Below are 12,395 nucleotides of genomic sequence, written 5' to 3' on the forward strand. Positions count from 1 at the left end.
TGAGACCCTTCTGAGCTGCGTATTCAACTAAGGTGTTGACAATGCCTGTCGCCACCCCTATCGTCTTGTTCAACCAACAAGTTGAGGAATGGACGTGGACGAGAACGACGACCGGCTCGACCGGGTGTTCGCGGCGCTGGCCGACCCCACCCGGCGGGATCTGGTGGCTCGGCTGGCCGGGGCGGATGCGACCGTCGGCGAACTGGCCGAGCCGTACGACATCAGTCTGCAAGCCGTCTCCAAGCACGTGAAGGTGCTCGAGGAGGCCGGACTGGTCACCCGCAGCCGCGACGCCCAGCGGCGGCCGGTTCATCTGGATGCGGAGGTGTTCGACCTGATGACGAAATGGATCGAGCGCTACCGCCGGCAGGCCGAGGAGCGCTACCGGCGCCTCGACGCTCTGCTGGACCGGATGTCCGAGGGTGGCGAACCGACATCGACCGATCGAAACAACCGGAAGGACGCATCATGAGCGAGCGCAGAACCGAAATCCTGGCCGACGAGAAGGTCCCGACGATCGAGATCGTCCGGGAATTCGACGCCGCCCCCGAAAAGGTGTTCCGTGCGCACACCGATCCGGAGTTGTATGCGCAGTGGATCGGCCCGCATTCGATCAGTACCCGTATCACCAAATGGGATGCCCGCACCGGCGGCGAATGGGCGTTCGCCAACGACCGGGACGGCGAGGAACTGGCCTCCTTCTACGGCAGCTTCCACGAGGTGCGGCCGGCCGAGCGGATCGTGTGGACCTTCACCTACGAGGGCGAACCCGACGGCGTCGCGCTGGAGACCTTGACCTTCGAAGCACTCGACGGTGGCCGCACCCGGCTGCGGACGCTGAGCGTGGTGGCGGACTTCGAAACCCGCGACGGCATCCTGTCCAGCGGTATGGACGTCGGGGTCGAAGAGGGCTACGAAAAGCTCGAGCAACTGCTCGCGAAGGGTGCGTGATCATGGACTCGACGCCTGCACAGCGCCACGCCGCGGATGCGGCCGTGTTCACCGACCTGGTCGAATCCGCGGCGCCGGGTGACTGGGCGCGCCCCAGCCCGGTCGCCGAATGGACGGCCGTCGACATCGTGACCCACCTCGTCGAGTGGTCGCGTGGGTTCCTGACCGCCGCGCAGATCGAACTGCCTGCCCTCGATGTCGCCGCCGACCCGGCCGGCGCCTGGAAGCAGCATGTCGCCGATATCCAGGCGATCCTCGACGCTCCCGGCGGCCGGGTGCTCAGCAACCCCCACATCGGGGACGAACCGGTCGAAGATGCGATCGACCAGTTCTATACCGCGGACATCTGGATGCACACCTGGGACCTGGCGAAAGCCCTGGGCCGCGAACCCGACCTGGGTGCGGACCGCTGCCGCGCCGCCCTGGAAGGTATGGCCCGGATCGAGGAGCTGCTCCGTTCCAGCGGCCAGTTCGGTCCCGCTGTCCCGGTACCCGACGACGCCTCCGCCCAGGACAAACTGATGGCGTTCATCGGCCGCGACCCGTCCTGGCGTCCCGACCCCCGCTGACGCCGGATGGCGCTGCCGCCGACGTTCGATACGATGGCAGCGTTGACACCGAGGGGGAATCACCAGATGGTCTTGCTGCCGACCGCCGTCCCGTCCGTCGTGTCGCCCGACGAGGTACCGGAGCTGCAGCGGCGTTGGCGCCGGACCGTGCCGTATCTCTACGGTGCGTTCCTGGTGGTACCGCTGCTGATCGCCGCGGGCTGCGCGGTGCTTGCGCTGCCTCCTGGCGGGGTGACCGGCGGCCGTGATGCCGCGGTGATGTCGGCGGGGGCAGTGGGTGCGCTACTCGGTGCCACAGTCGGTTGGGGCTGGTTGCGTCGCCGCGGCTCGAGGAACTGGTCGCGGTGGGCGATCCCGGCCTTGGGATTCGGTCTCCTGCAGGTCACCATGGGCACGGCTGCCGGCGTGAGCGCGGCCCTGCTGTCGAACGGTTCGGCAAGCATCGAAGCCTGCCGCTGTTGATGATCGGGGGCCTCGGGACACCGTTGCTGGCCGCGGTGGTCGCGGTCTTCGGCTCCCGCCAGATGACTCGCCCCCTGACTCGGGAGTTCGGCGCGGTCGACGTGGAGGTACTGCTGGCCCGGCAGATGGCCTCCGCCACGACGGAACTGGCTCGGGGCGGCAGGAGCCATCGCGTCGATACGGTAGCGACAACGCACCGGCTGGAGATCCAGACGACCGGTAGTCACGGAACAGCGGCGCTACCCGCCCGCACGATTCGCTATACCGAAATCGAGGCAGCACACCCGATCACCTTGTCCGAGCGGGAGAGGGACCGGCCATGGTTCGTCACGCCGGGCGGTGAGCCCTGGACACCGTCGGATGCCAGGGCCGTCCGCATCAACACCGGGCGTCCCGACACTACTATCGCAATCCCGACCTCGGACGCCGACATAGTCGCCCAGATCCTGAATGACCGCATCAGGCGGGCGAAGGGCATCGTTCCCCGGGGCTCGAAGCCCGGTGCCGGTGTCAGGTCGCGAACGTCGGGTCAGAGTTGACGAACGCCGCCAGCGACTTGAACGAGCCGCCGGTCAGATTCGAAGGTACACCGGTCCGAGGCCGAACCCGGCTATTCACTAGGACGCACCCCGTCGCTGTATGGTTCCACTCCGGCTGTCTCGAACCGCCACCGGGCAACTCACCGGTTGGCGCGGTACCACTCGATGAGCGCCTCGGTGGACGGGTCCACGCCGGTGACGGGTTCGTCCCGGGAAGTGAGCAGGGGAGCCAGGGCGAGGGCCTGCTTCTTGCCGAGTTCGACGCCCCACTGGTCGAAGCTGTCGATGCCCCAGATTGCGCCTTCGACGAAGACCTGATGCTCGTAGAGGGCGATGAGCTGGCCGAGGGTGCCGGGGGTGAGCTGGGGGGCGAGGACGATGGTGCTCGGCCGGTTGCCCGGCATCACCTTGTGCGGCACCAGCTTCGGGTCGGTGCCCTCGGCGGCGATCTCCTCGGCCGTCTTGCCGAAGGCGAGCACCTCCGCCTGAGCGAACAGGTTGCTCATCAGCAGGTCGTGCATGCTGCCGGTGCCGTCCCGGGTGGGCAGATCGTCGGTGGGCCGGGCGAAACCGATGAAATCCGCCGGGATCAGCCGGGTGCCCTGGTGCAGCAGCTGATAGAAGGCGTGCTGTCCGTTGGTGCCCGGTTCCCCCCAGAAGATCTCGCCGGTGTCGGTGGTCACCGGGGTGCCGTCGGTGCGGACCGATTTGCCGTTCGACTCCATGGTGAGCTGCTGCAGATACGCCGGGAAACGCGCCATATCGTTCGAATACGGCAGCACGGCCCGTGATTCCGCGCCGAAGAAGTTCGTGTACCAGATGCCCAGCAGGCCCAGCAGGACCGGCGCGTTGCGTTCGAGCGGCTCGGTCGCGAAATGCCGGTCGATGGCGTGCATCCCGGCAAGGAACTCGCCGAACCGTTCCTTGCCGATCGTCACCATCACCGATAGGCCGATCGCCGAATCCACCGAGTACCGGCCGCCCACCCAGTCCCAGAAGCCGAACATATGTGCCGGATCGATCCCGAATTCGGCCACCCTTTCGGCATTCGTCGAGACCGCGACGAAATGCTTTGCGACGGCCTGTTCGCCGAGGGCCGCGACCAGCCACCGGCGGGCCGCCGTGGCATTGGTCAGTGTCTCCAGCGTGCTGAAGGTCTTCGAGGCGACAATGAACAGCGTGGTCGCCGGATCCAGCCCGGACAGTTTCGAAACCAGGTCGGCGGGATCGATATTGGAGACGAACCGGGCCTCGATACCCGGACCGTCCGCGGAACCGGTGTAGTGCCGCAGCGCGTGGTACACCATCTCGGGCCCGAGGTCCGACCCGCCGATGCCGATGTTCACCACCGTGCTGATCGGCTTGCCGGTGCTGCCCCGCCAGTCGCCGGACCGGACCGCGTCGGCGAATTCACCCATCCGCCGCAGCACCCGGTGTACCTCGGCATCGGCATCGGTGCCGTCGATATCGAGGTGGTCGCCGACCGGCAGCCGCAGCGCGATGTGGCCGACCGCGCGGTCTTCGGTCGTGTTGATGTGCGCGCCGGAATACATCGCGTCCCGGCGGCCTTCGATATCGGCCGCGCGCGCGAGATCCACCAGCAGCCGCATCGTTTCGCGAGTGACCAGGTGCTTGCTGTAGTCGATGTGCAGCTCGCCGGCCCGGACGGTCAGCTCCCGGCCCCGTGCCGGGTCGTCGGCGAACAGTTTCCGCAGGCTCGTTCCGGCGAGAATGCGGTGCTCGTCGCGAAGGCTGCGCCACTGCTCGGTGCTGTCGCTGCTCACGAACCCCGAGGGTACAACCAGTGTCAGCGCGACGCACGGCAACATCGGCTACCGAGTCGTACGGTTCCCGGTGCCGGGTACGCGCCCTAGGCTGGAGCCATGGCGACCGAACGCGATGTTCTCCAGTCCGTGCCGAAGGGCCTGTGGATCGGCGGTGCCGAGGTGCCGGCGAGCTCGGGCGCGACCTTCGGCGTGCAGGATCCGGCCACCGGGCAAGAACTCACCCGGGTGGCCGACGCCACCCCGGCCGACGGGCTGCGGGCCCTCGCCGCGGCCGAGGCGGTGCAGGCCGAGTGGGCGGCCACCCCGTCCCGGCAGCGGGGCGAGATCCTGCGGGCGGTGTTCGAGCAGCTCACCGCGCGGGCCGAGGAGTTCGCGCTGCTGATGACCCTGGAAATGGGCAAGGCACTGCCCGAGAGCCGCAACGAGGTCCGCTACGGCGCCGAGTTCTTCCGCTGGTTCAGCGAGGAAGCGGTCCGGGTGCACGGCCGCTACCTGCATGCGCCGTCCGGCGCCGGCCGGATCATGGTGCACAAGCAGCCGGTGGGTCCCTGCCTGGCGATCACCCCGTGGAACTTCCCGCTCGCCATGGGCACCCGCAAGATCGGTCCCGCCCTGGCCGCCGGTTGCACCATGATCGTAAAACCGGCGAGCGCGACGCCACTGACGATGCTGGCGCTCGCCCGGCTGTGCAGCGAGGCCGGGCTGCCCGACGGTGTGCTCTCGGTGCTCACCACCACCGACTCCGGCGGGGTCACCCAGCCGCTGCTCGACGATCCGCGGTTGCGCAAGCTCACCTTCACCGGGTCCACCTCGGTGGGCAAACGGCTGGTGGCCGGCTCGGCGAACCGCCTGCTGCGCACCTCGATGGAGCTGGGCGGCAACGCGCCCTTCGTGGTGTTCGCCGACGCCGACGTGGATGCCGCGGTCGCGGGTGCGATGCAGGCGAAGCTGCGCAACGGTGGCGAGGCGTGCACGGCGGCCAACCGCTTCCACGTGCACAACAGTGTGCGGGCGGAGTTCACCGAGAAGCTGGTCGCTGCGATGGCCGGGGATGTGGTGCTCGGCCCGGGCACCGACCCGAAGTCCACGCTCGGGCCGCTGGTCAGCGCCGAGCAGCGGGAAACGGTGCGGGAACTGGTCGACGATGCGGTGGCCGGTGGGGCGCGGACGCTGCTCGGCGGGACGGTGCCGGAGGGGCCCGGCTGGTTCTATCCGGCGACCGTGCTGGCCGATGTGCCGGGCCGGGCCCGGATCCTGCGCGAGGAGGTGTTCGGCCCGGTCGCCCCGATCGTCGGCTTCGACACCGAGGACGAGGGCCTGGCCGCGGCCAACGACACCGAATACGGCCTGGTCAGCTACGTGTACACCCGTGATCTGGACCGGGCGCTGCGGGTCGCCGAGGGGCTGGCCAGCGGCATGGTCGGGGTGAACCGGGGCGTCATCTCGGATCCGGCGGCGCCGTTCGGCGGGATCAAGGAGTCCGGTTTCGGCCGCGAGGGCGGTGTCGAGGGTATCGAGGAATACCTGTCGACCAAGTACATCGCGCTGACCTGATCCGGCCGGAGAGCTGATACCGCCCCGGGGGAGTCGACACCCGGGGCGGCATTTTCGAAGGCGACGGGCGGACCGCCGCGTGGTTTCGTGGTGCCGAACTACCGGCCGAGCCGACCGCGGCCCAGCCGCAGCAGCAGCATGGCCAGGGTGTGACCTTCCTGACCGAGTTCGCTGAAGCGCTCCAGCACCTTCATCTCGCGGCTGTGCACCAGCCGCGGCCCCCCGGAGGCCATCCGGGTCCGACCGATGATCCGCGAGATCTCGCTGCGGCGTTTGATCGCGGCGAGGATCTCCGCGTCGAGCTGGTCGATCTCCAGGCGCAGCTTGTCGATCTCCGCTTCCGACTGCGGCAGGGCAGACTCGGACTCGGTCGTCGGTGCTTGGGTGCTCATTATCATCTCCTCGTGTCAGAACATCGATCGGTGCAGGCGGGTGGCCCGTTACTCCGATCGGTTCCGTCACCGTGAAAAACTGTCCTGGTGGCAGGCGCGCCGACCCCCTCGAGCCAGTCTGCCACGGCACCGAGGGTAAGCAAAACAGTTGTATTTGTGAATCACCTGTGAAGTTGCTGAACAACGGGTGCCCGGGAGTTCGTCTGTGTCGGTGCCCGCCGGTAGCGTGGATGGACAATGGACACCACGGTCGCGCCCCACTCCGCCAGCCCGTCATCAGGCGAACCCGCAGCGTCGCCCCCTGCTGCCGGGGGCCGGTTGGCGGCCGCGGCCGCCCGGAACAGCGCCGAACAGCAGCAGCGCCGGGCCGAACGGGAACAGCAGCGGGCCGAGCAGATCGACCGGCTGCTGGACGGGCTGAATCCGCAGCAGCGCGCGGCCGTCGTGCACGAGGGCGCTCCGCTGCTGATCGTCGCCGGCGCCGGTTCCGGTAAGACCTCGGTGCTGACCCGGCGGATCGCCTATCTGCTCGCCGCCCGCGGGGTGCACACCGGCCAGATCCTGGCCATCACCTTCACCAACAAGGCCGCCGCCGAGATGCGCGAGCGGGTGACCGGGCTGGTCGGTCCGCGCGCCGCCAACATGTGGGTGTCCACCTTCCACTCCAGCTGCGTGCGGATTCTCCGGATGCAGGCCGCACTGCTGCCCGGGCTGAACTCGAACTTCTCGATCTACGACGCCGACGACTCCCGCCGGCTGCTCACCATGATCAGCCGGGACTTCGAACTGGACACCAAGAAGTACTCGGCCCGCCTGCTGGCCACCGCCATCTCCAATCTGAAGAACGAGCTGATCGGCCCCGCACAGGCCACCGCGGATGCCGAGGCCGACGAGACCGAGCTGCCCGGCATCGTGGCCCGGGTCTACACGGAGTACCAGCGCCGGCTCCGCGCGGCCAACGCCCTGGATTTCGACGATCTGATCGGCGAGACGGTGGCACTGCTGCAGCAGCACCCCGAGGTGGCCGAGTACTACCGGCGCCGGTTCCGGCATGTCCTGGTCGACGAGTACCAGGACACCAACCATGCCCAGTACGTGCTGGTCCGCGAGCTGGTCGGGCACGGTGCGCCGGAACCGGAGGCCGCCGGGGAACCGGCCGTACCGCCGAGCGAACTGTGCGTGGTCGGTGACGCCGACCAGTCCATCTACGCCTTCCGCGGTGCCACCATCCGCAACATCGAGGAGTTCGAACGCGACTTCCCCGATGCCGAGACCATCCTGCTGGAGCAGAACTACCGCTCCACCCAGCACATCCTCAATGCCGCGAATTCGGTGATCTCCCGCAACGAGGGCCGCCGGGAGAAGCGGTTGTGGACCGACTCCGGCGAGGGTGAACTGATCACCGGCTACGTCGCCGACAACGAACACGACGAGGCCTCGTTCGTCGCCCGGGAGATCGACCGGCTGGTCGATGCCGGGGAGGCCGGTTACGGCGATGTGGCGGTCTTCTACCGCACCAACAACAACTCCCGCGCCCTGGAGGAGATCTTCATCCGGATGGGCCTGCCGTACAAGGTGGTCGGCGGGGTGCGCTTCTACGAGCGCAAGGAAGTCCGCGATATCGTCGCCTATCTGCGGGTCCTGGCGAACCCGGACGATGCGGTGAGCCTGCGCCGGATCCTCAACACGCCGCGCCGCGGCATCGGCGACCGGGCCGAGGCCTGTGTCGCCGTGCACGCCGAGACCCACGACATCGGCTTCGCCGCGGCGCTGCGGGATGCCGGTGCGGGCAAGGTGGCGCTGCTCAACACCCGGGCCCAGCGCGCCATCGCCGGGTTCCTCGAGCTGCTCGACGAGATCCGCGCCGCCGGTGTCCGCCCGGATAGCGAATACCCCGACGTCGGCGACATGGTCGAAGCCGTGCTGGACCGCACCGGCTACCGCGGCGAACTGGAGGCCTCCGACGACCCGCAGGACGGCGCCCGGCTGGACAACCTCAACGAGCTGGTGAGCGTCGCCCGTGAGTTCAGCTCCGAGGCGTACAACAATGCCGAGGCCGCCCGGGCCGAGGGCATGGTGCCCGAGGTGGGTGACGGCGAACCGGAACCCGGTTCGCTGGCGGCCTTCCTGGAACGGGTGTCGCTGGTCGCCGACACCGATCAGATTCCCGAGGACGGCTCCGGGGTGGTCACGATGATGACCCTGCACACGGCCAAGGGTCTGGAGTTCCCGGTGGTATTCGTGACCGGCTGGGAAGACGGTCAGTTCCCGCATATGCGCGCCCTCGGCGACGCCGCCGAACTGGCCGAGGAACGCCGGCTGGCCTATGTCGGCATCACCCGGGCCCGGCAGCGGCTGTACCTGAGCCGGGCCGTGGTCCGGTCCGGCTGGGGGCAGCCGGTGGCCAACCCCGAATCCCGCTTCCTCCAGGAGATCCCCGGTCACCTGATGGACTGGCGGCGGCTGGAACCGGTGAAGTCACCCGACCGCGGGATGCGTCGCCGCGGTGGTGACGATGGCTTCGACCGGGATTGGACCCGCGGCGACGGCTGGGACCAGCGCCCCGGCGTCCGCGGCGGCGGTGCCGGTCGCCGCCCGGCCCCCGGCGGCGTGAAGCGCAACAACACCGACCTCGTCCTCGCCGTCGGCGACCGGGTCACCGACGACAAATACGGCCTCGGCCGCGTCGTCGCCGCCGACGGCGTCGGCCCGCTGGCCACCGTCACCATCGACTTCGGCTCCGCCGGCAAGATCCGGCTGATCCCGCAGTTCAGCCGGACATTGGTCAAGCTCTGAGCGCTGTATGTGTCGGCCACTAGGGTTCCCGTATGGTCCGACCCATACAACCGGGGTGTCTCGTGGATGTGCCGAAGCCTGACGTCGTAGTCGGCCGCGACCGGGAATGGCGCCTGCTGACCGACTTCGGAACCGGCGGCGAGACCCCGATGAGGGTTGCCAGCTGCGGAGCGCGTTCGATCTCCCGTATTCACCCTACGTTCGAGGCTTGACGATATGCGGCGTCAAGCCTGACGATATGCGACACCATATGCACCGGCATGCGGACATCTATCTGACGATCAGCGACCTCGTTACCGGAATCTCCGGGATCCTTCGGGGCCATCTGGTGGATGGGTGACGGCTGGAGCCGGTGAAACCGCTCGGGAACGACGCCGTTCTGTCGGGACCCATGCCTACAAGCGCTGTGGGAGCCGGCAACAGGTAGGCATGCCGGCTTCGTCGACAGGGTCGGAAGACCCTCCCGGCCGCGGCTGTGCGCGGTCTAGCGTCACTGCCGTGGAGAACGTGGCACAACACCTGCTCTGGTTCCTGCCGATGATGTGGTTGGGGATGGTCCTGGCGATCTCGTTCCTGGAGGCGCCGCTGAAGTTCCGGGCACCCGGCGTCACGATCCCGATCGGACTGGGGATCGGCCGCCTGGTCTTCCGCGCGCTGAACACCGTGGAGGTGGCCCTGGCGGTCCTGCTGGTGGTGGCCTGCCTGATCGCCGCCCCGGGTGCAACGGTCTGGGGTTGGCTGGTGCTGGTTGCCGCGCTACTGGTCGCCCAGCTGGTCGTGATCCGCCCGCCCCTGAGTCGCCGCTCGGACCGGGTGCTGGCCGGCGAGGACCTACCTCGCTCGACCGCCCACTACTGGTACATCGGCACCGAGATCGCCAAGGTGGTGGCGTTGATCGGACTGGCAATCGTTGCCGCGCCGTAATCGGGATCCGGTCTGCCTCGGACCCGGTGCCGGCGTCGCGTGGTTTCCGCGCTCCGATGCTGCTCACCTCTATTGCGGGCAAGGCCGAGTCAGCGAGTCGTCGAAGAGTCGGCGGGAAGCTGCCCGGTGCCACGAAAACGGGTGCTGTGCAGCAGAGCCCTGCACAGCACCCGTATCGGCATGCCTCAGTGGGCGAAGTGGCGCGCACCCGTCAGGTACAGGGTGACCCCGGCTTCCTTGCACAGCTCCACGGTGTCCTTGTCGCGGATCGACCCACCGGGGTGGACGATGGCTCGGACGCCGGCGGCGACGAGGATCTGCGGGCCGTCGGAGAACGGGAAGAAGGCGTCCGAGGCGGCGACGGAACCCTTGGCGCGGTCGCCGGCGCGTTCGACGGCGAGCTTGCAGGAGTCGACCCGGTTGACCTGGCCCATGCCGACACCGGTGGCTGCGCCGGCGTCGGCGAGCAGGATGGCGTTGGATTTCACGGCACGGCAGGCGCGCCAGGCGAAGGCCAGGTCGGCGAGGGTGGCAGCATCGGCCGGGTCGCCGGCGGCGAGGGTCCAGTTGGCCGGATCGTCGCCTTCGGCGTCGAGGATGTCGCGGTCCTGCAGCAGTGCGCCGCCGCTGATCGGCCGCAGTTCGACGCCCTTGCGCTGCGGCGGTTCGGCGACCAGCACCCGGATGTTCTTCTTGCGCTGCAGCACCTCGACCGCGCCGTCGGCGTAACCCGGGGCCACGATCACCTCGGTGAAGATGTCGGCGACCTGCTCGGCCATCGCCACCGAGACTTCGCGATTGGCGGCGATCACCCCGCCGTAGGCGCTCACCGGGTCGGTGGCGTGCGCTTTGCGATGCGCCTCGGCGATATCGGCGCCCACCGCGATCCCGCACGGGTTGGCGTGCTTGATCACCGCCACCGCGGGCTCGGTGTGGTCGAACGCGGTCCGCCAGGCCGCATCGGCGTCGGTGTAGTTGTTGTACGACATCTCCTTGCCGTGCAACTGCTCGGCCCGGGCGAGGCCGGAACCGCCGCCGCTGTCGGTGTACAGCGCCGCGGCCTGATGCGGGTTCTCGCCGTAGCGCAGCACCGCGGAACGCTCCCAGGTGCCACCGACCCAGCCGGGGAACTGCTCGGTGCCCGCCTCCGGGTTCGCGGCGGGGACGGCGACCCCGGCCATCCAGCTCGCCACCGCCACGTCATAGCTCGCGGTGTGCTGGAACGCCTTGGCCGCCAGGGCGGTCCGCTCGGGCAGGGTGAACCCGCCGCCGCGTACCGCGTTCAGCACGTCGTCGTAGTCGCCGGTGTCGACGACCACTGCCACCGACGGGTGATTCTTCGCCGCGGCCCGCACCATCGACGGTCCGCCGATGTCGATCTGCTCGACGCATTCGTCCACCCCCGAGCCGGAAGCGACGGTTTCGGTGAACGGGTAGAGGTTCACCACCACCAGCTGGAAGGCTTCGACACCGAGCTCGGCGAGCTGATCGACGTGCTCCGTCTTGCGGGTGTCGGCGAGAATTCCGGCGTGCACCCGCGGATGCAGGGTCTTCACCCGGCCGTCGAGGGTTTCCGGGAATCCGGTCAGGTCCTCGACCTTGGTCACCGGGATCCCGGCCCCGGCGATTCTGCCCGCAGTGGAGCCGGTGGACACCAGCTCCACTCCGGCCTCGTGCAGGCCGGTGGCCAGCTCGATGAGCCCGGTCTTGTCGTAGACGCTCACCAGCGCCCTGCGGATCGTCCTGCGTTCACTCACCGGCGTGCTCGCTCACTGGTATCTCTGCCTTTCGTCCATCGGTGACAATGCCTCGGGTGGCGACGGCGGCGATGACTTCCACCAGCAGCCGTCGCTCGACAACCTTGATCCGCTCGTGCAGGGTGGCCTCGTCGTCGTCGGCCAGCACCGGCACCGCCTCCTGCGCCAGAATCGGGCCGGTGTCCACCCCGGAGTCGACCAGATGCACCGTGCTGCCGGTGACCTTCGCCCCGTAGGCCAGGGCGTCGCGCACCCCGTGTGCACCGGGAAACGCGGGCAGCAGTGCCGGATGGGTGTTGATGAACCGGCCGCCGAAATGTTCGAGGAAGGCCGGGCCGACGATCTTCATGAATCCTGCGGAGACCACCAGATCGGGCTCGTGGGCGGCAACCGCCTCGGTCAGCGCCACATCCCAGGCGGCGCGGTCCGGATGCTCGGTCAGGCCGACCCGGAAATGCGGGATGCCCGCGGCCTCGGCATGCTCGGTGGCGCCACACGGCCGGTCCACCCCGACCGCGACCACCCGGGCCGGATAATCGTCGCCGCCGGCCGCGGTCAGCAGCGCCTGCAGCAGTGAGCCGGTGCCGGACGCGAGAACGACCACCCTGGTCGGCGTCGCGGTGGGCTTCCACTGGGCATGCGGGGGTGTCAGCGCTGCCTCCTG

12 protein-coding genes are annotated in these 12,395 nt (G+C 68.8%); 8 read left to right on the forward strand and 4 right to left on the reverse strand.

Translation table 11 applies throughout. The features are described 5' to 3' along the window. Window positions 1–94 precede the first annotated feature (94 nt). From AC1HFH_RS04880 to AC1HFH_RS04900, 5 genes are all read left to right on the forward strand, one after another. Complete coding sequence (locus AC1HFH_RS04880) at window positions 95–472, forward strand: ArsR/SmtB family transcription factor (RefSeq protein WP_480246237.1); 378 nt, start codon at window positions 95–97, stop codon at window positions 470–472. Then, window positions 469–951: an SRPBCC family protein gene (locus AC1HFH_RS04885; RefSeq protein WP_480246238.1), complete on the forward strand. Its 483-nt coding sequence runs from the start codon at window positions 469–471 to the stop codon at window positions 949–951. Before AC1HFH_RS04880 ends, AC1HFH_RS04885 begins: the two co-directional genes overlap by 4 nt. Before the next feature lie 2 nt (window positions 952–953). Next, the gene (locus tag AC1HFH_RS04890) at window positions 954–1,520 is read left to right on the forward strand and encodes a TIGR03086 family metal-binding protein (protein ID WP_480246239.1); all 567 of its coding nucleotides are present in this window, start codon (window positions 954–956) and stop codon (window positions 1,518–1,520) included. Window positions 1,521–1,586: 66 nt separating this feature from the next. Further along, a complete protein-coding gene (locus AC1HFH_RS04895; RefSeq protein ID WP_480246240.1) occupies window positions 1,587–1,982 on the forward strand; it encodes a hypothetical protein in 396 nt (131 codons plus the stop codon). A gap of 62 nt (window positions 1,983–2,044) precedes the next feature. Then, entirely contained in the window at window positions 2,045–2,521 is a 477-nt protein-coding gene (locus tag AC1HFH_RS04900) for a hypothetical protein (protein WP_480246241.1), read from the forward strand. Window positions 2,522–2,661: 140 nt separating this feature from the next. Here the strand turns inward: AC1HFH_RS04900 and pgi are convergent, their stop codons facing one another. After that, a complete protein-coding gene (gene pgi, locus AC1HFH_RS04905; RefSeq protein ID WP_480246242.1) occupies window positions 2,662–4,305 on the reverse strand; it encodes a glucose-6-phosphate isomerase in 1,644 nt (547 codons plus the stop codon). Between the two features lie 99 nt (window positions 4,306–4,404). Here pgi and AC1HFH_RS04910 point away from each other — a divergent pair, with 99 nt between their 5' ends. Continuing rightward, window positions 4,405–5,862: an NAD-dependent succinate-semialdehyde dehydrogenase gene (locus AC1HFH_RS04910; protein WP_480246243.1), complete on the forward strand. Its 1,458-nt coding sequence runs from the start codon at window positions 4,405–4,407 to the stop codon at window positions 5,860–5,862. Between the two features lie 98 nt (window positions 5,863–5,960). Here AC1HFH_RS04910 and AC1HFH_RS04915 read toward each other — a convergent pair whose 3' ends face one another. Next, window positions 5,961–6,254, reverse strand: a complete 294-nt coding sequence (locus AC1HFH_RS04915; RefSeq protein WP_480246244.1) for a chorismate mutase — start codon at window positions 6,252–6,254, stop codon at window positions 5,961–5,963. Between the two features lie 237 nt (window positions 6,255–6,491). Here AC1HFH_RS04915 and AC1HFH_RS04920 point away from each other — a divergent pair, with 237 nt between their 5' ends. Together AC1HFH_RS04920 and AC1HFH_RS04925 are read left to right on the forward strand one after the other, a co-directional pair. Continuing rightward, window positions 6,492–9,050: a UvrD-helicase domain-containing protein gene (locus tag AC1HFH_RS04920; RefSeq protein ID WP_480246245.1), complete on the forward strand. Its 2,559-nt coding sequence runs from the start codon at window positions 6,492–6,494 to the stop codon at window positions 9,048–9,050. 498 nt (window positions 9,051–9,548) lie between these two features. Further along, window positions 9,549–9,974, forward strand: coding sequence for a hypothetical protein (locus AC1HFH_RS04925; protein ID WP_480246246.1), 426 nt, complete (start codon window positions 9,549–9,551; stop codon window positions 9,972–9,974). A gap of 185 nt (window positions 9,975–10,159) precedes the next feature. Here the strand turns inward: AC1HFH_RS04925 and purH are convergent, their stop codons facing one another. After that, window positions 10,160–11,731, reverse strand: coding sequence for a bifunctional phosphoribosylaminoimidazolecarboxamide formyltransferase/IMP cyclohydrolase (gene purH / locus AC1HFH_RS04930; protein ID WP_480246247.1), 1,572 nt, complete (start codon window positions 11,729–11,731; stop codon window positions 10,160–10,162). Beyond that, on the reverse strand, window positions 11,724–12,383 hold the full coding sequence (gene purN, locus AC1HFH_RS04935) for a phosphoribosylglycinamide formyltransferase (protein WP_480247709.1): 660 nt from the start codon (window positions 12,381–12,383) through the stop codon (window positions 11,724–11,726). Before purN ends, purH begins: the two co-directional genes overlap by 8 nt. Window positions 12,384–12,395 lie beyond the last annotated feature (12 nt).

Source organism: Nocardia sp. KT25-26 (assembly GCF_056627695.1).